We start from the raw sequence: 23790 nt of genomic DNA, 5'->3' as shown, positions 1-23790 counted from the left end.
CCGCCGTTTTCTTGAGAAGTCCTCCGTAACAAGTATGTTACGGGGGACTTTCTGCGTTTGGAGGATTGGACTCTTTTTGCTATATTTGCCCGGATTTTCTTAGTTGACTTATTTAAAAACAGATTAGATTTATGAAAACAAGAGTATTTTTGGCTGTGGCATTTGTTTTTTCCCTGGCAGTGATGTCCTGCGGTAATAAGAAGGCTGCAGATGCTAATGTGGAAACAACTGTGCAGGTTTGTGATTCTGCATGTACGAAGAACGCTGGAGAGTGTTGTGACAACGATAGCACTTGCAATGGTAATTGTAATGGTGCTTGTGCTGGTGACTGTGAAAAGGAAGGTTGCCAGAAGAATGCATGTGATAAGTCTTGCGAGAAATAATCTTCAGTACTGATTAATAAATGATTGGGATGTGTCCAGTGGATACGTCCCTTTTTAGTGTTATATTATCTGTAATAATATACGTATTGTTATAGAATATCACATTTTAATTGAAAAAAGTAACGGTTTTGTTTGTGTGCTATGAAATAATCTCTACCTTTGCATCGTTTTAAAGTCAAAATGAAGATATGATGATTCAGAACTTTACATATATTCTGCTGTGTGGCATTATTATTCTGCTAGGAAAATGTAGCGGAAGTGAGTGTCGTGCGTGATTATATGTATGTTGAATGATATATGAAGCCTTTCTCACTTCCGTGGTGCGAAAGGCTTTTTTGTTGGATATAACTATAAATACGATATACAAGATGAGTGACAGATTATTTATTTTCGACACAACGCTTCGCGATGGTGAGCAGGTTCCAGGATGTCAGTTGAATACAGTAGAAAAGATCCAAGTGGCCAAACAACTGGAACTGCTGGGTGTTGATGTTATAGAAGCGGGATTCCCCATATCGAGTCCTGGTGACTTCAATTCGGTGATTGAAATATCCAAAGCTGTGACATGGCCTACTATTTGTGCCTTGACACGTGCTGTGCAGAAAGATATAGACGTGGCGGCTGAAGCCCTGAAATATGCCAAGCATAAACGTATTCATACGGGTATAGGCACTTCAGATTCGCATATTCGTTATAAATTCAATTCCAATCGCGAGGAAATTATTGAGCGGGCTGTAGCGGCCGTGAAATATGCCCGCCGTTTTGTGGACGACGTGGAGTTTTATGCCGAAGATGCCGGCCGTACTGAGAATGAATACCTGGCCCGTGTCATTGAGGCCGTCATCAAAGCGGGAGCAACGGTGGTGAACATTCCCGATACGACGGGGTATTGTCTTCCTTCGGAGTATGGAGCCAAAATCAAGTACCTGATGGAGCATGTGGATGGTATCCACAACGCCGTTATTTCCACGCACTGCCACAATGACTTGGGAATGGCTACGGCCAATACGATGGCTGGTGTGCTGAACGGTGCCCGTCAGGTGGAGGTGACTATTAACGGTATCGGCGAGCGTGCGGGCAACACGTCGTTGGAAGAAATTGCGATGATCATTAAGTGTCACAAGGATATCGACATCGAAACGAATATCAATACGCAGAAGATATATCCTACGAGCCGCATGGTATCCAGCTTGATGAATATGCCTGTACAGCCCAACAAGGCCATTGTGGGTCGCAATGCTTTTGCCCACTCTTCGGGTATCCATCAGGACGGCGTGCTGAAGAACGTACAGACGTATGAAATTATTGACCCGCACGATGTAGGTATCGACGATAATTCCATTGTACTGACCGCCCGTAGCGGACGTGCAGCTCTGAAGAATCGTTTGCACGTGTTGGGTGTGGAACTGACGCAGGAAAAGCTGGATAAAATATACGAAGAATTCCTTAAACTGGCCGACAAGAAGAAAGACATTAACGACGACGATATCCTTGTTTTGGCCGGTGCCGATCGCACACAGAACCATCGCATCAAGTTGGAATACCTGCAGGTGACCAGTGGCGTGGGTGTTCGTTCTGTTGCCAGTCTCGGCCTGAACATTTCTGGTGAGAAATTCGAGGCGGCCGCCAGCGGAAACGGTCCGGTAGATGCTGCCATCAAGGCATTGAAGAAGATTATCGACCGTCAGATGACGCTGAAGGAATTCACCATTCAGGCTATCAGCAAGGGTAGCGACGACATGGGTAAGGTACACATGCAGGTGGAGTACGACAACCGCATCTACTACGGCTTCGGTGCCAATACCGATATCATCGCCGCTTCTGTCGAGGCCTATATCGACTGTATCAACAAGTTTAAGTCATGATTTTAATAGCATCCATTGATAGATATGAATACACTCTTTGATAAAATATGGGACGCCCACGTGGTACAGAAGGTAGAGGACGGCCCTACACAGCTTTACATTGACCGTCTCTACTGCCACGAGGTAACCAGTCCGCAGGCTTTCGAGGGTTTGCGTGCCCGCGGCCTTCGTTGTTTCCGTCCTGAGAAGATCTTCTGCATGCCCGACCACAACACGCCGACGCACGATCAGGACAAGCCGATTGAAGATCCGGTTTCTCGTACACAAGTAGATACGTTGGCTAAGAATGCTGAGGAATTCGGCCTGACACATTTCGGCATGATGAACCCCAAGAACGGTATCATTCACGTCGTAGGTCCTGAACGGGGACTGACGCTGCCAGGTATGACCATCGTCTGTGGCGACTCGCACACCTCGACCCACGGAGCGATGGGCGCCGTAGCTTTTGGTATCGGTACCAGCGAGGTGGAGATGGTGATGGCTTCGCAATGCATCCTCCAGACACGGCCTAAAACGATGCGGATTACCGTCGATGGTAGGCTGGGCAAGGGGGTGACGGCAAAAGATTTGGCCCTCTATATGATGTCGAAGATGACAACCAGCGGTGCCACGGGTTATTTCGTGGAATATGCGGGCGAGGCCGTACGCAGCCTGACGATGGAAGGCCGACTGACCTTGTGTAATCTCTCCATCGAGATGGGGGCACGCGGCGGTATGGTGGCGCCCGACGAGGTGACCTTCGACTACATCAAAGGTCGTGAATATGCCCCGAAGGGAGAAGCGTGGGACAAGGCTGTAGCTTATTGGAGGACGCTGAAGAGCGACGACGATGCCGTCTTTGACAAAGAAGTGCGCTTCGATGCTGCCGACATCGAGCCGATGATTACTTACGGAACCAACCCCGGCATGGGCATGGGTATCACCGCCCACATTCCTACAACCGAAGGCATGGGCGAGGCGGCACAGGCTTCGTTCAGGAAATCGCTGGGTTACATGGGCTTCGAGCCGGGTGAGTCTTTATTGGGCAAGAAGATCGATTACGTTTTCCTTGGTGCCTGTACCAACGGCCGCATCGAAGACTTCCGTGCTTTTGCCTCCATCGTCAAAGGACGCAAGAAGGCTCCGCACGTGGTGGCCTGGCTGGTGCCCGGCTCGTGGATGGTCGATGCGCAGATACGCGAGGAAGGACTCGACAAGGTATTGGCCGAAGTTGGTTTTGAAATCCGTCAGCCGGGCTGCTCGGCCTGTCTGGCGATGAACGATGACAAGGTGCCTGCAGGCAAGTATGCCGTGTCTACGTCGAACCGCAACTTTGAGGGCCGTCAGGGACCGGGTTCACGTACGCTGCTGGCCAGCCCGCTGACCGCCGCCGCGGCCGCCGTGACGGGCGTGATTACCGACCCGCGCGAGCTGATGTAAGAATAATATAGCACACGGATGACACAGATACGACAGATTCTCACAGATTTTTTCTTTTTTCTCAATCTGTGGTCATCCGTATCCTCTGTGTTATCTGTGTGCTTAGCTCATAACTCATAAATTTATCATACAATGAAACAGAAATTCAACATCATAACCTCCACCTGCGTTCCTCTTCCGCTGGAGAACGTGGATACCGACCAGATTATTCCCGCCCGCTTCCTTAAGGCTACAACCCGCGAGGAGGAGTTCTTCGGCGACAACCTCTTCCGTGACTGGCGCTACAATGCCGACGGCACACTGAACAAGGACTTCGTACTGAACAACCCTGCCTACAGCGGCTGCATCCTCGTGGCCGGCAAGAACTTCGGTTCGGGTTCCAGCCGCGAACATGCTGCCTGGGCTATCGCCGGATATGGCTTCCGCGTAGTTATCTCCAGCTTCTTTGCCGATATCCACAAGAACAACGAGCTGAACAACTTCGTGCTGCCCGTTGTGGTGAGCGAGAGCTTCCTGAAGGAACTGTTTGAAAGCATCGCCGCCGATTCCAAGACCGAGGTCGAGGTGAATCTGCCCGCCCAAACCGTGACCAACAAGGCGACGGGCCGCAGCGAGACCTTCGAAATCAATGCCTACAAGAAGCATTGCCTGATGAACGGACTGGACGACATCGACTTCTTGGTGGAGAACAGGGGGAAGATTGAAGAATACGAATCGATGGCACGCAGATGACGCAGATTATGCAGATGGACGCAGATTTTTTATATGAAGAGGAAACAAAAGAAATTATCGCAGCTTTCTATGAAGTGTATAATGCCTTAGGTTATGGTTTTCTGGAGAGGGTGTATCAGAATGCGCTCTATCAGGAACTGAAGCGGCGTGGATTCTCCTGTGAGACTCAGAAACATATAGAGGTGTATTTCAAGGGGTGCAAGGTCGGCGATTATTATGCAGATATGCTTGTGAATCAAAGTATCATTCTTGAACTGAAAGCAGCAGAAAGTCTTTGTCGCGAACACGAATTGCAACTGATAAACTATCTGAAGTCAACAGAGATAGAAGTGGGACTTCTGCTGAATTTCGGCGAACGGCCTCAGTTTAAGAGAAAGGTCTTTGCCAATGAAAGAAAGATAAATCTGCGTTCATCGGCTGAATCGGCGTCATCTGCGTGCCAAGTAAACAAAAGCAACGAACTATGAACCATCCGAAAATAGAAATCATGGACACCACCCTGCGCGACGGGGAGCAGACCAGCGGCGTCTCCTTCGTGCCCCACGAGAAGCTGATGATAGCCCGTCTGCTGCTCGAGGAGCTCAAGGTGGACCGCGTGGAGGTTGCCTCCGCCCGCGTGTCCGACGGCGAGGCCGATGCCGTACGCATGATCTGCGACTGGGCGGCGCGCCGCGGACTGCTACAGCGCGTCGAGGTACTGGGCTTCGTGGACGGGCATGCCTCTGCCGACTGGATACACGCCGCGGGATGCCGTGTCATCAACCTGCTGTGCAAGGGCTCGCTCAAACACTGCACCTACCAGCTGAAGAAGACTCCCGAGGAGCACATCGCCGACATTCGTGCGGTGGTGGACTACGCCGAGGGCCTCGACATGGAGGTCAATGTCTACCTCGAAGACTGGAGCAACGGCATGAAGGACTCGCCCGAATACGTCTTCCAACTGATGGACGCGCTGGCCGGAACGAGCATCCGCCGATTCATGCTGCCCGACACGCTGGGCATACTCAACCCCCTGCAGGTTATCGAATACATGCGCAAGATGAAGAAGCGCTATCCGCAGGCGCACTTCGACTTCCACGCACACAACGACTACGACCTCGCCGTCTCCAACGTACTGGCTGCCGTGCTGAGTGGATGCCGGGGCCTGCACACCACCATCAACGGACTGGGCGAACGCGCCGGAAACGCACCCCTGGCCAGCGTGCAAGCCATCCTGAAGGACCACTTCAACGCACGGACCAGCATCGACGAAAGCCGCCTGAACGAAGTGAGCCGTGTCGTAGAGTCATACTCGGGCATAGCCATCCCCGCCAACAAGCCTATCGTCGGCGAAAACGTCTTTACGCAGGTGGCGGGCGTACATGCCGACGGCGACAACAAGCGCAATCTCTACTACAACGACCTGCTGCCCGAACGCTTCGGCCGACGGCGCGAGTATGCGCTGGGCAAGAATTCCGGCAAGGCCAACATACGCAAGAATCTGGAAGACCTCGGGCTGCAGCTCGACGACGAGTCAATGCGCAAGGTCACCGAACGCATCATCGAGCTGGGCGACAAAAAGGAGCTGGTCACACAGGAAGACCTGCCCTACATCGTCTCCGACGTGTTGAAGCACGACGTCCGCACCGAGCGCGTCAAGCTCAAGAGCTATATCGTCAACCTGGCCTACGGGTTGAAGCCGATGGCCACCATCAAGGTAGAAGTAAACGGAAAGGAATACGAGGAAAACAGCAGCGGCGACGGTCAGTACGACGCCTTCGTCCGAGCCTTGCGCAAGGTGTATAAGGGTACCCTCGGCCGGCGCTTCCCGATGCTGACGAACTACGCCGTGAGCATACCTCCCGGCGGACGCACCGACGCCTTCGTACAGACGGTCATCACGTGGAGCTTCGACGACAAGGTGTTTCGCACCCGAGGCCTCGACGCCGACCAGACGGAGGCGGCCATCAAGGCCACGATGAAGATGCTGAACCTCATCGAGGACAGCTACGACGAGGCACCGGCCGCGGTGTAAACGGGCTGCCGCGCGCAGGCGGACGGACCATCGTCCGTCGTCCGTCGCAAATCAGTTTTCTTTACATCGAGACCCTGCTCCGAGGGGCCTCCGAAGGGGGGCGGAAGGGGGCTTTTCAGTACCCCTCCAAGACTGCCCTACTACGGCGTTGAAACTGCGATACTACGGCGTTGAAAATGCGAAGTAACGCAGTTGAAACTGCGAAGTAACGCATTTTTAACGACGAAGTATCGCCGTTTCGACCCCCTCTACAGACCCTTCTGGCGGCACTTTGGGCCATTTTCGGCTCCCCGCCCGCGTCGCCGCGGACGGAGGCCGTCGGAGGTCTGCCGATTTTATCGGAAACTATCGTTGGAGATACTGAAAAATTTTACTAATTTCACCGCCCGAACGGAAACGGAACGTATGAAGAAGACAAAGCTGAAACCTTGGATGCGCTACGCGCTAGTGTTCGCCGCGCTGCTGGCCTTGAACGCAGGACTGCGCTGGATAAGTCCCGGCGACGAATGGAAAGACGGCAATCTGCTGGTGAACCTCGTGGCGACGGCCCTGTTCACCGCAGGCTTCGCCGCCGCCGACCGCCGCTGGCGGCGGAACAAACCCTACAGAGACAAACTGAAGCAATTACTACATAACAACGAACAATAGATATGGAACTGAAAGTAGCAGTACTGGCCGGTGACGGTATCGGCCCCGAAATATCCGCCGTAGGCGTGGATGTAATGACCGCCGTATGTGAGAAGTTTGGACACAAAGTGACGTATGAGTACGCCCTCTGCGGCGCGCATGCCATCGACGAGGTGGGCGACCCGTTCCCCGAAGAGACCTTCCGCATCTGCCAAAGTGCGGATGCCGTACTCTTCTCGGCCGTGGGCGACCCGCGCTTCGACAACGACCCCACCGCCCGCGTGCGCCCCGAGCAAGGCCTGCTGGCCATGCGCAAGCGGCTCGGGCTCTTTGCCAACATCCGCCCCGTGCAGACGTTCAAATGCCTGCTCCACAAGTCGCCCCTGCGTGCCGAGCTGGTCGAAGGCGCCGACTTCCTCTGCATCCGCGAGCTGACGGGCGGCATGTACTTCGGCGAGAAGTATCAGGACAACGACAAGGCATGGGACACGAACTACTACACGCGCCCCGAGGTAGAGCGTATCCTGCGCGTCGGATTCGAGTACGCCATGAAGCGCCGCCGCCACCTGACGGTGGTGGACAAGGCCAACGTCCTGGCTTCCTCCCGCCTCTGGCGCCAGATAGCCCAGGAAATGGCCCCGCAGTATCCCGAAGTGACGACGGACTACATGTATGTGGACAACGCCGCAATGAAGATGATACAGGAACCGCGCTTCTTCGATGTGATGGTGACAGAGAATACCTTCGGAGATATCCTCACGGACGAGGGCTCCGTCATCAGCGGTTCGATGGGGCTGCTGCCCTCCGCCTCGACGGGCGAGAGCACGCCGGTATTCGAGCCCATCCACGGCTCGTGGCCGCAGGCACGGGGACTGAACATCGCCAACCCGCTGGCGCAGGTGCTGTCCGTGGCCATGCTTTTCGAGTACTTCGACCTCAAGGAAGAGGGTGCCCTCATCCGCCGTGCCGTCGACGCCTCGCTCGATGCCTGCGTCCGCACGCCCGAGATTCAGGTTGAAGGCGGCGAACGTTACGGCACGAAAGAAGTGGGTGCCTGGTTGGTGGATTATCTGAAGAAAGCCTGACGCACCATGATAGCCCGTAACCTCATCGACCTTGTGGGCCGCACACCGCTCATGGAGCTGTCGGCCTACAGCCGCCTGCACGGTCTGGCTTGCCCGCTGGTGGCGAAGCTGGAGATGTTCAACCCCTCGGGCAGCGTCAAGGCACGCACCGCCCTCGCTATGATAACCGACGCCGAGGCGCGCGGCCAGCTGCGTCCGGGCGCCACGCTCATCGAGCCCACCAGCGGCAACACGGGCATCGGACTGGCTATGGTGGCCGCCATCAAGGGCTACCGCCTCGTCCTCACCATGCCCGAGACGATGAGCCTCGAACGCCGCAACCTGCTTGCGGCGCTCGGCGCGGAGATTGTCCTCACGCCCGGTGCGCAGGGCATGGCGGGTTCCATCGCCGCGGCCGAGGCCCTGCGCGACGCCACGTCCGGCGCCGTCATCCTCCAGCAGTTCGACAACCCCGCCAACGCCGCCGTGCACGAGCGCACCACCGGCGAGGAAGTGTGGGCCGACACAGCGGGGCAGGTCGACGTCTTCGTGGCGGGCGTAGGTACGGGCGGCACCGTCAGCGGCGTGGCCCGCGCGCTCAAGCGTCACCGTCCGGACGTGCACGTAGTGGCCGTCGAACCGGCCTCGTCGCCCGTGCTCAGCGGCGGCGTGGCAGGTCCGCACCGCCTGCAGGGCATCGGGGCCAACTTCGTGCCCGGCAACTACGACGCCACGGTGGTCGACGAAGTGCTTCCCGTGGCCGACGACGACGCCTTCCTTGCCGCCCGCCAGCTGGCCGCTACCGAAGGTCTGCTGGCCGGCATCTCCTCGGGTGCCGCCCTGCATGCCGCCTGCGTCCTGGCCCGCAGGCCCCGATGGCTGGGCCGGCGCATCGTGGTGCTTCTGCCCGATACGGGCGAGCGCTACCTCTCGGCGGGGCTGTATTGACCGTGCCTCGTGTTACACCTTATATATATAGTATATGTTGATTGGAAGTTAAAGAAGTTATCGCTCCGCTAGGAGTTAAGAAGTTAAGCCCAATGTTCCGGCTGTGGCCTCGTATCTGTTCCTTGTGTCCGGCGGTACGTAGCATTTGGCAAAGCATTCGGCTTAACTTCTGAACGGAGCGTAGCGGAGTGGTAACTTCTTTAACTCCTTAACTCCTGATTGTCCTGATATGTTTATCGTTATGAAGCAAACCGTTCTGATTCTCCTGCTGGCCGTTTCCGTCAGCCTGCCGGCCCTGTCGCAAACCTACGACGAGTGGTGCGAACGCGCCGTGGCAGCTACCGAGCAAGACAGCCTTGCGCGTGCCGAAGAGTGTATCCGCCAGGCCCTGCGTCTGGAGCCTGCCAATCCGCGCAACGCCCTGCTCTTCTCCAACCTCGGCACTATCCAGCGCAGCCAGCGCCGCTACGAGCAGGCGTTGGAGTCCTATCGGCTGGCCCTCAACATCGCGCCCATGTCCGTACCCATCCTGATGAACCATGCCACGCTCTCGCTGGAGCTTGGGCAATACGACAAGGCGCGTGCCGACTACTCTCAGGTCATCGAGCTGGAGCCCCACAATTGCGAAGCCCTCCTGATGCGTGCCTATATCTACATGCAGCAGCGCGACTACAAGTTTGCCCGCCTAGACTACGACACCCTCCTCAAGGTCGAGCCGCAGCATTACAGTGCCCGCCTCGGGCTGGCCACGCTTCATCAGCGCGAATCCCGCTACGGCGAAGCCCTGAAGGTGCTCGAAGGCATGCTGACCGACAAAGGCGGGCCGTCGCCCTACACTCCGCGCGAGTTGGCGGTGGTCTGCGTGGCCCGTGCCGGCGTCGAGCTGGACATGCTCAACCCCGACCTTGCGCTGATGGACCTGGACGAGGCCATCCGCCTGGATGCGTCGCAGGCCGAAGCCTACCTGATGCGCGGGCGTGTCTGGCTGATGAAGGGGAAAAAGACACAGGCCAAGCGCGACCTGGAGAAAGCCGTCGCCTTGGGTGTTCCTCAGAGTGAGGTGCGCGATCTGATGCGCCAGTGTCGTTAAAGGGAATGGGGCACCGTTCAGACGAAGCGCCGTATGAGCTTCACGAACGCTGCCCCATATTTCTTTTTCTTGTAGTCGCTGATGCCGCTCACGTTGCCGAAGGCCTCGAGTGTGACCGGCCGCTGCAGGGCCAGCAGATGCAGTACCTTGTCGGAGAGGATGAGATAGGCGGGCAGTACTTCTTCGTCGGCCAGCTGCTTCCGCAGGGCCTTGAGGGCTTCGAAGAGGTCGGTGCTTTCGCCGCCTTCCGCGCCCAGAGGCAGTTCGCGCAGGATGGGGGCGGCTTTTCTCTTTTTCCTGCCCCGGTTGGCCGACGCTTCCTCTCTGCGTATCACGACCAGGCTGGCCTTTTCCCTACCGAAGAGCACGTCGCTTCCGGCGGGAGTAATCTTTAGGTGGTTGCTCTCGTTGTAGGCCACCTCAAAGTATCCCATCTGTAACATCTGCAACAGATAGTCTTGCCAGTCGCGGGCCGGTATGTCGCGGCCGGCACCGTAGGTCTTCAGCTGGTGGTAGCCTTTTTCCTTCAGTTCGGCATTCAGGTTGCCGCGCAGGATATCTGTCAGCATCGGGGTGGCCACCTGCTGGTTGGTGCGGGCGATGGCACTCAAGGCCTTCTGCACGATGATGGTTCCGTCGAAGCGTTCGGGCGGATTCTTGCACACGTCGCAATTGCCGCAGTCGTGTGTCCGTTGTTCGCCGAAATAGTTCAGCAGGATGCGCCGGCGGCAGATGTCGGCTTCGGCATATTGCTGCATGCGCTGTAGCTTTTCCAGATTGATTTCGCTTTGTCCGCTTTCGGTGGCAAACTTGGTGAGCAGGATGAGGTCGGCCATCGAGTAGAAGAGCAGCGTGTCGCTCGGCAGGCCGTCGCGTCCGGCCCGTCCTATTTCCTGATAGAAGCTCTCAATGCTCTTGGGCAGGTTGTAGTGGATGACCCACCGCACGTTGCTCTTGTCGATGCCCATGCCGAAAGCGACGGTAGCGCACACCACCTGTACGCGGTCGTTGATGAAGTCGTCCTGCGCACGGTTACGCTTCTCTGCCTCCAGCCCTGCATGATAGATGGCGGTGCGGATGCCGTTCTTCTGTAGCATTTGTGCCACGTTTTCCGTATTCTTCCGGCTCATGCAGTAGATGATGCCGCTTTCGCCCCGATGGCGGGCGATGAACTCAAGGATGGCCTTGTTCTTCTCTTTCGACTGGTATCCCCGCTTGACGGTGAGGTTCAGGTTGGGGCGGTCGAATGAGGAGAGGAAGATGCGCGGTTCCCGCAGGTGGAGCTGTTTCACAATGTCTTCGCGCGTCAGCTTGTCCGCCGTGGCGGTCAGGGCGATGACGGGCGTCTGCGGGAAGAAACTTCTCAGGATGCCCAGTTGGGTATATTCGGGGCGGAAGTCGTGTCCCCATTGCGAAATGCAGTGTGCTTCGTCGATGGCGAAAAAGGAAACATGTATGTCGCGCAGGAAATAGTTGGCTTCGGCCACCAGCTTCTCGGGCGATATGTAGAGCAGTTTCAACCGGCCTTCCATGCATGCCCGTCGGATGCGCAGGTTCTCTGTCTCATCGTTGTTGCTGTTCAGGGCTGCGGCGGCGATTCCGTTGTTGCACAGGCTTTCCACCTGGTCCTTCATCAGCGAGATGAGGGGCGACACCACGACGGCTGTACCTTCGCACACAATGGCCGGTACCTGGTAGCAGACAGACTTCCCGCCGCCGGTAGGCATCAGCACCAGCGTGTCTTTCTTTTGCAGCAGATGGCCGATGATTTCTTCCTGTAGCGGGCGGAAGCTGGAGTATCCAAAATAGGTCTTGAGTACTTGTTGGATTTGGCTCATAGGGTGGTGTCTATATTTTTTGTTTGGCAAAGTTACACCATTTATTTTAATATTTCTCCCTCTTTTCCCGTGAATATTCGGATGCGTCTTGCGATGGTTAAACCGATTTAGTTACATTTTTATGCTTTTATTCAAACTTTTTTATTCTTTCTGGGCGAAAAATTTGTACGAAAACTGTTGCATATTTCAAAAAAAAAGCAGACTTTTGTATGTCCAAAACAAAAATACTTTGTCAGGATATAAATGTAAAACCCCTAACCAGTTAATTCAATGAGTGATTTAGAAAACAAAACGCAGGAAGAGGCGCCTAAGAAACGTCCGTACAATTTGCGTGAAAAGAAAGAAAAAGACGCGGCTTACCGTGCTTTGATCCGTCCCGAACTGGCTGACGAACTGTATGACAAGATTATGAACATCATTGTGGTACAAAAGAAGTACAGAGACCGTGATTATTCGGCTAAAGAGTTGGCAAAGGATTTGGAAACCAATACCCGTTACCTTTCTGCTGTAGTCAATTCACGTTTTGGTATGAACTATTCTTGCCTGTTGAACGAGTATCGTGTAAAGGAAGCGATGCACCTGCTCAAGGACAAACGATATGCCGACAAGAATGTGGAGGAAATCAGTATGATGGTAGGTTTTGCCAACCGTCAGTCTTTCTATGCTGCTTTCTACAAGAATGTAGGTGAGACTCCCAACAGCTATCGTAAAAAGCATGCCGAGAAGAAGAAATAAGCTGACTCCGTAAGGAGATGGTGAAAAAGGAAATATTCGGAAGTCTGCACTTCGGAGTACTTCCTTTTTTATTTGTCCCTTTTTATGCAGCATGCAGGAACCGATGATTCTAAAACCTACTGATATATAGATATGAGAAAACAACTTATTTCGATGGCCGCCGCTCTGACCCTGCTCTCAGCTTGCGGAGGTCAGAAACAAACGACTGCCGAGGCAGAAAAATTTGATTATACAGTGGAACAATTTGCAGATTTACAGATTTTACGCTATCGTGTGCCGGGCTTTGAGGAGCTTTCACTCCAGCAGAAGCAGCTGGTTTATTATCTGACAGAAGCGGCTCTGCAGGGCCGTGACATCCTGTTCGACCAGAACGGCAAATACAACCTCCGCATCCGCAAGGCATTGGAGGCTGTTTATACAGGTTATAAGGGCGACAAGCAGTCGGCCGACTTCAAGGCAATGGAGGTTTATCTCAAGCGCGTATGGTTCTCCAACGGCATCCACCATCACTACGGATGCGAGAAGTTTGTGCCGGGTTTTACCCCCGAATTCTTCAAGCAGGCTCTGGCCGGTGTCGATGCTTTCCAGCTTCCTTTGGCCGAAGGGCAGACACTGGAGCAATTCTGTGACGAGATTTTCCCCGTCATTTTCGACCCGGCCGTGATGCCCAAGCGCGTCAATCAGGCCGATGGCGAAGACCTGGTGCTCACCTCCGCCTGCAACTACTATGAGGGTGTAACGCAGAAGGAAGCTGAAGACTTCTACAACGCCCTGAAGGATCCCAAGGACGAAACGCCCGTTTCCTATGGACTAAACAGCCGTTTGGTGAAGGAAAACGGCCGTGTTCAGGAAAAGGTATGGAAGGTGGGTGGACTTTATGGCCAGGCACTCGAGAAGATTGTCTACTGGCTGAAGAAAGCCGAAGGTGTGGCCGAGACACCCGAACAGAAGGCGGTCATCGCCAAGTTGGTGGAATACTACGAAACAGGCGACCTGAAGACTTTCGACGACTATGCAATTCTTTGGGTGAAAGATTTGAATTCGCGCGTGGATTTCGTGAACGGCTTTACCGAAAGCTATGGTGACCCGCTGGGCATGAAGGCCAGCTGGGAGTCGCTTGTCAATTTCAAGGACCTCGAGGCTACCCGCCGTACGGAAATCATCAGCAGTAATGCCCAGTGGTTCGAAGACCACTCGCCGGTGGACAAGCAATTCAAGAAAGAAGAAGTGAAAGGCGTTTCGGCCAAGGTCATCACCGCCGCCATCTTGGCAGGTGACCTCTATCCGGCTACGGCTATCGGCATCAACCTGCCCAACGCCAACTGGATACGTAGCCAGCACGGCTCCAAGTCGGTGACTATCGGCAACATTACCGATGCTTACAACAAGGCCGCCCACGGCAATGGCTTCAACGAAGAGTTTGTTTATAGCCAAGCCGAACTGGACAATATCAACAAGTATGCCGACCTGACCGACGAACTTCATACCGACCTGCACGAATGCCTCGGCCATGGTTCGGGCAAGCTGCTTCCAGGTGTTGACCCCGATGCCCTGAAGGCTTATGGCTCTACTATCGAGGAGGCCCGTGCAGACTTGTTCGGCCTTTATTATGTAGCCGACCCCAAATTGGTTGAGCTGGGACTTCTGCCTGATGCCGATGCCTACAAGGCCCAGTTCTATACCTACCTGATGAACGGCCTGATGACCCAGCTGGTACGCATTGAGCCGGGCAACCAGATTGAGGAAGCCCACATGCGCAACCGTGCCCTTATCGCCCGTTGGGTGTACGAGAAGGGAGCGGCCGACAAGGTGGTCGAACTGAAGAAGAAGGATGGCAAGACCTACGTGGTGGTGAACGACTATGCCAAGGTGCGTGTTCTCTTCGGCGAATTGCTGGCCGAAATCCAGCGCATCAAGTCGACGGGCGACTTCGAAGGCGCACGCCAGCTGGTCGAGAACTATGCCGTGAAGGTCGATCCCGAACTGCATGCCGAAGTGCTCGAACGCTACAAGAAGCTGAACTTGGCTCCCTACAAGGGTTTTGTCAATCCGAAGTATGAGGCCGTGACCGACGCCGAAGGCAACATCACCGACGTGAAGGTGACCTACGACGAAGGCTATGCCGAGCAGATGCTCCGCTATAGCAAGGATTATGCCACCCTGCCTTACGTCAACGAATAAGACTTGACGTACGATATACCTGTCTTTAGGCACGGATGCCACGGATTTTCACGGACGAGCCCATGTGACAATTCGTGTCGTTCGTGCCTAAAGTGTCCCAAGAGAAGGCCTTATGAGGCTACTATTGTTATTTTCACTATATTTGAATGATGGACTTACACGAACAACTGAAAGATATCAAGACTCAGCTCCGCCTTTCGATGAACGGCGCCGTGTCGCAAAGCATGCGCGAGAAGGGGCTTGTCTATAGACTGAACTTCGGCGTCGAGCTGCCCCGCATCAAGGGAATTGCCGCCATTTATGAGAAAGACCACGCTCTGGCTCAGGCCTTGTGGAAGGAAGACATCCGCGAATGCAAGATACTGGCCGGCCTGCTCCAGCCTGTTGATACCTTCCTGCCCGAGATAGCCGACATCTGGGTGGATACCATGCCCACGGTCGAGATTGCCGAACTCACGTCAATGAATCTCTTCCAGCATCTACCTTATGCACCTGCCAAAGCCTTCCGTTGGATAGCTGACGAGCGCGAGTTGGCACAAGTGTGCGGCTTCCTCACCATCGCCCGCCTGCTTCAGAAGAAGGGCGATATGGACGACCGCGTAGCCAATGAGTTTCTCGACCAGGCTGTGTCGTGCTTCCTCGCGGGCTCCTATGCCGTACGCAATGCTGTTGCCGCTGCCCTCCGCCGCTTCATGGAGCATAGCGAGGAGCATGCGTTCAGGGTTTGCCGATGCGTGGACGGTATGAAAGATTCTTCTTCCGAAGCTGAACGCCTGCTTTATGAAGTGGTGAGCGCTGTGGTCGAATGACTTGGGGGTGGCTGTAACTTTTCCCGCTTTTCCTTTTGCTTTCCACAAAAAAGGCTTAACTTTGTTGGCTGATTAAAAAGAAACGGACTGAAAGATGGAGGTTCAAAATGTGAAAGATACAGTCAGGCAGATATTCACCGAATATCTCAATGCGAACGGGCATCGGAAGACTCCCGAACGCTATGCCATACTTGATACCATCTACTCCATCGACGGCCATTTCGACATCGACACGCTCTACTCGCTCATGGCCGACCAGGAAAAGTTCCGTGTCAGCAGGGCTACTCTTTACAATACCATTATCCTGCTCATCAACGCGCGGCTGGTCATCAAGCACCAGTTCGGCAATTCGTCGCAATACGAGAAGAGCTACAACCGCGACACACACCATCATCAGATCTGTACCCAGTGTGGCAAGGTGACGGAGTTTCAGAACGAAGACCTCCAGCATGCCATCGAGCATACCAAGCTCAGCCGTTTCAATCTGACGCATTATTCCCTCTACATGTATGGATTGTGCAGCAAGTGCGAGCGGGCCAACAAGAAAAAATTGAAGAACAACATTCATAAGAAAGAAAAATGAAAGTAGATGTACTGTTAGGATTACAATGGGGCGACGAAGGCAAAGGCAAAGTCGTCGACGTACTGACGCCGCGCTACGACGTGGTGGCTCGTTTTCAGGGCGGACCGAATGCCGGTCACACGCTGGAGTTCGAAGGTCAGAAGTATGTACTCCGCTCGATTCCTTCGGGAATTTTCCAGGGCGACAAGGTGAATATCATCGGTAACGGCGTGGTGCTCGACCCGGCCCTCTTCAAGGCTGAGGCCGAAGCGCTCGAGGCCTCGGGTCACGACCTGAAGCAACGCCTTCACATCTCGAAGAAGGCTCATCTCATCATGCCTACCCACCGTCTGCTCGACGCCGCTTATGAGGCTGCCAAGGGCGATGCCAAGGTGGGCACGACAGGCAAGGGCATCGGTCCTACCTATACCGACAAGGTAAGCCGCAACGGCTTGCGCGTGGGCGACCTGCTGCACAACTTCGACCAGAAGTATGCCGCCGCCAAGGCCCGCCACGAGCAGATACTCAAGAGCCTGAACTTCGAATACGACTTGGCTGAGGCCGAAAAGACCTGGTTCGAAGGCATCGAATACCTGAAGCAATTCCAGCTGGTGGACAGCGAACACGAAATCAACGGCCTCCTGAACGAAGGCAAGTCTGTCCTCTGCGAGGGTGCACAGGGTACGATGCTCGACATCGATTTCGGTTCTTATCCTTTCGTTACTTCGTCCAACACTATCTGTGCGGGTGCCTGCACGGGTTTGGGTGTGGCTCCCTGCAAGATAGGTGACGTGTACGGCATTTTCAAGGCCTATTGTACGCGCGTAGGTGCCGGTCCTTTCCCCACCGAGCTCTTCGACGAGACGGGCGACAAGATCTGTACCCTCGGACATGAATTCGGTTCCGTCACTGGCCGTCGTCGCCGTTGCGGATGGATTGACCTCGTAGCATTGAAATATGCCATCATGGTAGACGGCGTGACGAAGCTCATCATGATGAAGAGCGACGTGCTCGACACGTTCGAAACCATCAAGGCTTGTGTGGCCTACAAGATGGACGGCGGGGAAATCGACTACTTCCCCTTCGACATTGCCGAGGGCGTAGAGCCAGTCTACGTAGAGCTGCCCGGCTGGAAGACCGACATGACCAAGATGCAGAGCGAGGACGAGTTCCCCGAAGAATTCAACGCCTATCTGTCCTTCCTCGAAGAGCAGCTGGGTGTGCCCATCAAGATTGTGTCTGTAGGTCCTGACCGTGAACAGACCATCGAACGATATACCGAGGAATAATTCGGATGCGACAGACAAAACGTAGGCTTTTCCTGCCCGCTTCAGGAAGCCTGCGTTTTTTGTTTCTTAAAACATACTTTTCATTTACCTAAAACACCCTTTTCGTTATGAAAACACGTATTTTTGCTTTGTTCCTTTTGATGGGAACCTGTTTGTCACTTCCTGTGCGTGCCCAGAGTTATACGCCCACGGAAGAGAATCTGAAGTCACGTCAGGAGTTCCGCGATGCCCGTTTCGGCATATTCCTCCATTGGGGACTGTACGCCATGCTGGCTACGGGCGAATGGACCATGACCAACAACGACCTGAATTACAAGGAGTATGCCAAATTGGCAGGCGGATTCTATCCTTCGAAGTTCAATGCTGCCGAGTGGGTGGCCGCCATCAAGGCTTCGGGAGCCAAGTACATCTGCTTCACAACCCGTCATCACGAAGGTTTCTCCATGTTCGACACAAAATACTCGGACTACAACGTGGTGGACGCTACCCCCTTCAAGCGCGATGTCTTGAAGGAGCTGGCCGACGAGTGCCACAAGCAGGGCATCCGTCTGCACCTCTATTATTCACACCTCGACTGGTATCGTGAAGACTATCCGTGGGGACGCACGGGACGGGGTACAGGCCGCTCCAATCCTGAAGGCAACTGGGCCAGCTACTATCAGTTCATGAACAACCAGCTGACGGAGTTGCTCACCAACTATGGCCCGATAGGTGCCATCTGGTTTGACGGCTGGTGGGACCAGGACCAGAACCCCGACTTCGACTGGCAGCTGCCCGGCCAGTATGAGTTGATACACAAGTTGCAACCCGCCTGCCTCGTGGGCAACAATCATCATCAGGTGCCTTTCGAGGGCGAGGATATCCAGATTTTCGAACGCGACCTGCCGGGTGAGAACAAGGCTGGCCTTTCGGGTCAGGACATCAGCCGCCTGCCGCTGGAAACGTGCGAGACAATGAACGGCATGTGGGGTTACAAGATTACCGACCAGAACTATAAATCGACCAAAACTTTGATTCACTATCTGGTGAAGGCTGCCGGCAAGGATGCCAACCTGCTGATGAACATCGGCCCTCAGCCCGACGGATGCCTGCCTCAGGTAGCCGTAGAGCGTCTGAAGGAGATGGGCGAATGGATGAAGACCTATGGTGAAACCATCTATGGCACGCGTGGCGGTTGTGTGGCTCCCCATCCCTGGGGCGTGACCACGCAGAAGGGCAACCGGTTGTTTGTCCACATCCTCGACCTGCAGGACAAGGCACTCTTCTTGCCTTTGGAAGGTAAGAAAGTGAAGAGCGCGGTTGATTTTGCAAGCCGGCAGGCCTTGAAGTTCAAGCGGGTGGACGGCGGCATTACCCTCCAGCTCGACGAAGTGCCCACGGAAGTGGACAAGGTTGTTGAGTTGCAGCTCGACTGATTTAGATTGAACCATAATCAGGAAACGCAGATTCTCTCAGGGACATGAGCCTTGAGTGAATCTGCGTTTGTTGTCTTGGGAGTCAGAAGACGAAGGTAACGGCAGCTCCCAGCGTGACATTGTGCATGCGGGTTCGCCGGGTATACGATTGGGGGGTACGGTGGCCGTTTTCGTTCGTCCACGAGTTCCGCAGGTCGTACGTCAGGCGCGGGGCGGAAAAGTCGTAGTCGGCATAGAGGCGCAGGGCGGCATCCTTTTTGTAGCGGTAACTCAGCCAGACGCCTGTGCCTGCCTTCCATGCCCGGCTTTTCCTTATGCTCAGAAATTCTTCGTCCACAAATTCCTCCTGTAGAAGTTCGTAGGCAGACAAGCCTTCTTCCCGCATGTAGTGTTCCACATCCTGCTTGTAATAGCGGTTGTAGCTTGCTTCGTCCACCAGCTTGCGGTCGAATATCTGCGGATTGATGCGGCATACGGAGTGGAGGTTGAAGTCTGCTGTCAGCCTTCGCCCGGCCAGCAGTTTGCCTCCCGCCTGCCATTGTCGGCTGAAAGGGTAGGACAGGTAAATACCCAGGTCCATGTCGAACAGGCCGAGGTGGTCCGATTCCAGTCCTTTCAGCAGGAACAGGTTGACAGGTGCGCCTTCCTTGCGGTCGCCGTCCATGTCGAAACGCTCCAGGTTCTCGGTCGGGATGTCGGCCACGACAGGCGTGGTACTCACCCTCAGACGGCCTCCCAATCCGATGTAGGTGTTGGCAAACCAGGCTCCTTCCACGCTTACCACGGTACTTGTACCCGTCCGGAGCCGCATGCCCAGTGGTGTGCCGTCTTGGGTGTCATAGAGTTCAGCCGTGGGCAGATAGGCAGGCCCGGTGGCTGCTCCCATGCTGAAGGCCAGGAATGAAGGGGCGTCCGTCCGGTTGTAGTCGGGCGTATTTTTTCGGGTGGCTGCCTGCGGCTTGAATATCAGGTCGCTCAGGAAATATCCCAAGTCGGCCGACAAGATACCGATGCCGGCCCCCACCAGCACGTCGCTTATCCAGTGGCGGTTGTTCAGCTGGCGGGTGACGCCTGTCAGCCCTGCCAGTGTGTAGCCGCCGATACTGTACCACGGGCTTTTCATGCCATATTCCTTGTGCAGGATGGTGGCGCAGAGGAAAGCGGTGGCCGTGTGTCCCGAAGGAAAGGAGTTGCGGGTCGAGTGGTCGGGCCTCCATTCCCTGACCGTGTATTTCAGGCCGTTCACCATGCCTGCCATCAGAACTGCCGAGAAGGCGTTGCTCACCGCCAGTTCGCCCCATGTGCTCCGGCTCTGCACGCCTGCTGCCTTCAGGCCCCAGGTGGCGGCCAGCGGCACATATTGCGTGTAGTCGTCGTAACGCTTGTGGAAGGCGGGCTCGAAACGGTTGCGCAGGGTTCGGAAGTGTGTGTTATGTTCCTTGACCACGACGCCTGCCAGGATGAAGGGCAGCCCCATATACGAGAAGTTGTGCGCAAAGGCTTCGCGGGCACGGTAAGTGGATACGGTCAGCGTGTCTTTGGCGCTGGGTGTAGCCGCCGTCAGGTTGAGGGCTGTCAGGACCAGGAGGATGGGGATGAAGAAATACTTGCGTGTCATGATTTTTGTTTCTTGTATCGGTTCATGCAGATGCGTCGGCAAAGGTACAGCCTTTTCTCCCGCCAACCATGGAGGACTGATGTACTTTGATTCTATCTAATCGATTGAAATACAGACGAATGATTCTGGATGTGATGTACATTGCATTCTGCTTTGTCAGTGCAGTTGGATGTGAGATATGCTTCTTGGTAGGAAAGGGCAGGTTGGGAGAAAATCTATAATCTGTGTTAATTCATGCGGTTACTTGCCTGTCATCCTTTATCTTTGGCAAACTATTTGTATGTTATTAAAAAACGCATATTGTCAAATTTAAAAAGAAGAGAATAGATTATGGGAACAGGAATGATAGGAATGCAGTGGATTATATTTATCGGCGTAGCCGTTGTGAGCTGGCTGGTGCAGATGAACCTGCAGAACAAGTTCAAGAAGTATTCGAAAATACCTACTGGAAACGGTATGACAGGCGCCGACGTGGCCCGCAAGATGCTCAACGACAACGGGATTTATGACGTACAGGTCACTTGTACGCCCGGACACCTGACCGACCACTACAACCCCGCCAACAAGACCGTCAACCTGAGTGAGAGCGTTTACTCCAGCAACAGCATCATGGCCGCCGCCGTAGCCGCCCACGAGTGTGGACACGCCTTGCAGCATGCCCGTGCCTATGCACCGCTCACCCTGCGCAGCAAGCTGGTGCCGGTCGTTTCGTTTGCTTCAAACATCATGACGTGGGTGCTACTGGCCGGTATTTTGCTGCTGGACGTCAATTCGAACTTCCTGCTGGCAGGTATCATCCTCTTTGCGATGACCACGCTGTTCAGTTTTGTCACTCTGCCGGTGGAAATCAATGCCAGCCGCAGGGCGTTGGTATGGCTCAGTGCGAGCGGCATCACCAATTCCTATAACCACGATAAGGCCGAAGACGCCCTCCGCTCTGCTGCCTATACCTATGTAGTGGCTGCTTTGGGTTCGTTGGCTACGCTGATTTATTATGTGATGATTTTCATGGGACGCCGCGAGTAATGGAAGAGGGGAATCGTTCCCCTTTGTCTTCGGCTTTTCCTCATCTTATATGCACGGCCGGTGCAATCCGTTTTCGGCGGATTTGCATCGGCCGTGTTTGTTTTTTGCGGACAATAGGGGCTCTTTGGAAGAAAATGGTTACATTTGCAGGTATTCTATACAGAAAACGCGAGAGAGACAATGCAACGTATTTTTAACTTTAATGTGTTCTTATATGAATAAAATCATTTCGTTCAAGGCCTTGGGCCTTCTGTTGTTGCTTTTTTGTGCCCAAGTGGCCGTGTATGCCCAAAATGCGAAACCGTTTGTCATCCCCGAACTGAAGGAATGGAAGGGTAAGGAGGGTGCCTTTGTTCCCTCGGCCGACATGCGTGTGGTCTATGCCGATGAGGCCTTGCGTGCTGTGGCCGAAGCCTTTGCTGCCGATTATGGGCAGATGTTCGGCGCCGCTCCTGCTGTCGCTCAGGGCAAGCCTTCAGAGGGCGACATCTACTTTACGCTGAAGAAAGACAAGAAACTGGGCCGCGAAGGCTATGCCATCCGGGTGGACCGCTACGTCACCGTCTCCGCTCCCGAGGTGGTCGGTGCCTACTGGGCTACGCGTACCCTGCTCCAGATGAGCGAACAGACGGAAGACCACCAGTTGCCGAAAGGTCAGTTGCGCGACTGGCCCGACTATGCCATGCGCGGCTTCATGATGGACTGCGGACGCAAGTTCATCCCCATGTCCTATATGCGCGACCTGGTGAAGATGATGGCCTACTATAAGATGAACACCCTGCAGGTGCACCTCAACGACAACGGCTTCAAGCAGTTCTTCGGCCACGACTGGGGACGCACTTACGCCGCTTTCCGTCTGGAGTGCGATACCTATCCCGGCCTCACCGCCCGCGACGGTTACTATACCAAGCGTGAGTTCATTGACTTCCAGGAAGAGGCCGCTTCACGTTTCGTCGAGATTATCCCCGAAATCGACGCGCCCGCCCATACGCTGGCCTTCACCCAATATAAACCAGAGATAGGCAGTAAGGAGTATGGCATGGACCATCTCGACCTGTTCAATCCCGAGACTTACAAGTTCATGGACGGCCTCTTCAAGGAATATTTGGAAGGAGACAAGCCTGTGTTCCGTGGCCCGCGTGTCCACATCGGTACCGACGAGTATTCCAACAAGAAGAAAGACGTAGTGGAGAAGTTCCGTGCCTTTACCGACCATTACATCCGCCTGGTGGAGAGCTACGGCAAGCAGGCCTGCGTATGGGGTGCACTGACCCATGCTGCCGGCGATACGCCCGTCAAGTCGGAGAACGTCATCATGAGCGCCTGGTACAATGGCTATGCCGATCCCAAAGAGATGGTGCGCCAGGGCTACAAACTCATCAGTATCCCCGACGGACTGGTCTACATCGTGCCTGCCGCCGGTTACTACTACGACTACCTGAATACCCAATATCTCTATGAGAAGTGGACGCCTGCCCACGTGGGCAAGGCTGTCTTCGAGGAGAAAGACCCCGCCATCCTGGGTGGTATGTTTGCCGTATGGAACGACCACGTGGGCAACGGTATCTCCGTCAAGGACATCCATCACCGCCTCTTCCCCGCCTTGCAGACGCTGGCCGCCAAGACGTGGGGCGCACAGGCAGGCCTGCCATACGCCGACTTCGACCGTCTGCGTCAGGGCTTGAGCGAAGCTCCCGGCGTCAACCAGATGGGGCGTATCGGCCGCACCGAAGGCTTGGTTTACGAAGTGGCCGAAGTACGTCCGGGTTCCAGCCTGGCCCATGAGGAGATAGGCTACGGCTATACCGTCAGCTTCGACCTCGAGGCTGCCGACGAGACTCCCGGCACCGAGCTCTTCCGTTCGGACAACGCTGTCTTCTACCTGGCCGATCCCGTCAGCGGCCGTTTCGGCTTTGCGCGCGACGGCTATCTGAACACCTTCCAGTTCCGTCCCTATCCGGGCGAGAAGCTGAACGTACAGGTGAAGGGTGACAACCGTTCCACCTCGCTCTATATTAACGGCAAGCTCGTCGAGACGATGGACATCCAGAAACGCTACTTTGACGAAGGCAAGACTTCCCTGAACTATGTGCGTACCCTTGTCTTCCCCCTCAAGAAGGCCGGCTCGTTCAAGAGCAAGATTACCAACCTGAAAGTTTACAACCGATAATTTCC

Annotated in this window: 20 protein-coding genes; 18 read left to right on the top strand and 2 right to left on the bottom strand. The window is 54.8% G+C overall.

Annotation, left to right across the window (positions count from 1 at the left end):
- Positions 1 to 131: 131 nt before the first annotated feature.
- The 10 genes from RDO88_RS09965 (at position 132) to RDO88_RS09920 (ending at position 10142) form a co-directional block, all read left to right on the top strand.
- Entirely contained in the window at positions 132 to 383 is a 252-nt protein-coding gene (locus RDO88_RS09965; protein ID WP_307759216.1) for a hypothetical protein, read from the top strand.
- Between the two features lie 368 nt (positions 384 to 751).
- Entirely contained in the window at positions 752 to 2248 is a 1497-nt protein-coding gene (locus RDO88_RS09960; protein WP_021847122.1) for a 2-isopropylmalate synthase, read from the top strand.
- Between the two features lie 24 nt (positions 2249 to 2272).
- Positions 2273 to 3667 (top strand): 3-isopropylmalate dehydratase large subunit, encoded by a 1395-nt coding sequence (gene leuC / locus RDO88_RS09955; protein WP_307759215.1) that lies wholly within the window; start codon positions 2273 to 2275, stop codon positions 3665 to 3667.
- A 132-nt stretch (positions 3668 to 3799) separates the two neighbouring features.
- Entirely contained in the window at positions 3800 to 4399 is a 600-nt protein-coding gene (gene leuD / locus RDO88_RS09950) for a 3-isopropylmalate dehydratase small subunit (protein WP_307759214.1), read from the top strand.
- Positions 4396 to 4866, top strand: a complete 471-nt coding sequence (locus tag RDO88_RS09945) for a GxxExxY protein (RefSeq protein WP_307759213.1) — start codon at positions 4396 to 4398, stop codon at positions 4864 to 4866. Before leuD ends, RDO88_RS09945 begins: the two co-directional genes overlap by 4 nt.
- 20 nt (positions 4867 to 4886) lie before the next feature.
- Positions 4887 to 6413 carry an alpha-isopropylmalate synthase regulatory domain-containing protein gene (locus tag RDO88_RS09940; protein ID WP_307759224.1) on the top strand — a complete coding sequence of 509 codons (1527 nt, stop codon included), beginning with the start codon at positions 4887 to 4889 and terminating at the stop codon, positions 6411 to 6413.
- Between the two features lie 192 nt (positions 6414 to 6605).
- Positions 6606 to 7061: a hypothetical protein gene (locus tag RDO88_RS09935; protein ID WP_307759212.1), complete on the top strand. Its 456-nt coding sequence runs from the start codon at positions 6606 to 6608 to the stop codon at positions 7059 to 7061.
- Between the two features lie 2 nt (positions 7062 to 7063).
- Positions 7064 to 8125: a 3-isopropylmalate dehydrogenase gene (leuB, locus tag RDO88_RS09930; protein ID WP_307759211.1), complete on the top strand. Its 1062-nt coding sequence runs from the start codon at positions 7064 to 7066 to the stop codon at positions 8123 to 8125.
- A 6-nt stretch (positions 8126 to 8131) separates the two neighbouring features.
- A complete protein-coding gene (gene cysK, locus RDO88_RS09925; RefSeq protein WP_307759210.1) occupies positions 8132 to 9052 on the top strand; it encodes a cysteine synthase A in 921 nt (306 codons plus the stop codon).
- Between the two features lie 241 nt (positions 9053 to 9293).
- Positions 9294 to 10142, top strand: a complete 849-nt coding sequence (locus RDO88_RS09920) for a tetratricopeptide repeat protein (RefSeq protein WP_307759209.1) — start codon at positions 9294 to 9296, stop codon at positions 10140 to 10142.
- A 17-nt stretch (positions 10143 to 10159) separates the two neighbouring features.
- Here the strand turns inward: RDO88_RS09920 and recQ are convergent, their stop codons facing one another.
- On the bottom strand, positions 10160 to 11971 hold the full coding sequence (recQ, locus tag RDO88_RS09915) for a DNA helicase RecQ (protein WP_307759223.1): 1812 nt from the start codon (positions 11969 to 11971) through the stop codon (positions 10160 to 10162).
- A 279-nt stretch (positions 11972 to 12250) separates the two neighbouring features.
- Between recQ and RDO88_RS09910 the strand changes: the two genes are divergently transcribed.
- The 6 genes from RDO88_RS09910 to RDO88_RS09885 all read left to right on the top strand — a co-directional run bounded on the left by RDO88_RS09910 (position 12251) and on the right by RDO88_RS09885 (position 18971).
- The gene (locus RDO88_RS09910; protein WP_307759208.1) at positions 12251 to 12715 is read left to right on the top strand and encodes a helix-turn-helix domain-containing protein; all 465 of its coding nucleotides are present in this window, start codon (positions 12251 to 12253) and stop codon (positions 12713 to 12715) included.
- Between the two features lie 132 nt (positions 12716 to 12847).
- A complete protein-coding gene (locus RDO88_RS09905) occupies positions 12848 to 14896 on the top strand; it encodes a dihydrofolate reductase (protein WP_307759207.1) in 2049 nt (682 codons plus the stop codon).
- 149 nt (positions 14897 to 15045) lie between these two features.
- Entirely contained in the window at positions 15046 to 15705 is a 660-nt protein-coding gene (locus RDO88_RS09900) for a DNA alkylation repair protein (protein ID WP_307759222.1), read from the top strand.
- Between the two features lie 94 nt (positions 15706 to 15799).
- Positions 15800 to 16288, top strand: a complete 489-nt coding sequence (locus RDO88_RS09895) for a transcriptional repressor (protein ID WP_307759206.1) — start codon at positions 15800 to 15802, stop codon at positions 16286 to 16288.
- Complete coding sequence (locus RDO88_RS09890) at positions 16285 to 17556, top strand: adenylosuccinate synthase (RefSeq protein WP_307759205.1); 1272 nt, start codon at positions 16285 to 16287, stop codon at positions 17554 to 17556. The genes RDO88_RS09895 and RDO88_RS09890 overlap by 4 nt, the downstream gene beginning before the upstream one ends.
- Positions 17557 to 17663: 107 nt before the next feature.
- Positions 17664 to 18971 (top strand): alpha-L-fucosidase, encoded by a 1308-nt coding sequence (locus tag RDO88_RS09885; RefSeq protein WP_307759204.1) that lies wholly within the window; start codon positions 17664 to 17666, stop codon positions 18969 to 18971.
- Positions 18972 to 19053: 82 nt separating this feature from the next.
- Here the strand turns inward: RDO88_RS09885 and RDO88_RS09880 are convergent, their stop codons facing one another.
- Positions 19054 to 20589 (bottom strand): phosphatase PAP2 family protein, encoded by a 1536-nt coding sequence (locus tag RDO88_RS09880; protein ID WP_307759203.1) that lies wholly within the window; start codon positions 20587 to 20589, stop codon positions 19054 to 19056.
- 330 nt (positions 20590 to 20919) lie between these two features.
- Between RDO88_RS09880 and RDO88_RS09875 the strand changes: the two genes are divergently transcribed.
- Together RDO88_RS09875 and RDO88_RS09870 are read left to right on the top strand one after the other, a co-directional pair.
- The gene (locus tag RDO88_RS09875) at positions 20920 to 21615 is read left to right on the top strand and encodes a zinc metallopeptidase (RefSeq protein WP_307759202.1); all 696 of its coding nucleotides are present in this window, start codon (positions 20920 to 20922) and stop codon (positions 21613 to 21615) included.
- 214 nt (positions 21616 to 21829) lie between these two features.
- A complete protein-coding gene (locus tag RDO88_RS09870) occupies positions 21830 to 23785 on the top strand; it encodes a family 20 glycosylhydrolase (RefSeq protein ID WP_307759201.1) in 1956 nt (651 codons plus the stop codon).
- Positions 23786 to 23790 lie beyond the last annotated feature (5 nt).

The sequence above is a fragment of the uncultured Mediterranea sp. genome, assembly GCF_902493215.1.
Lineage (GTDB): Bacteria > Bacteroidota > Bacteroidia > Bacteroidales > Bacteroidaceae > Bacteroides.
Note: the sequence above shows the minus strand (reverse complement) of the source record. Positions and strands in the feature narration are given on the sequence as shown.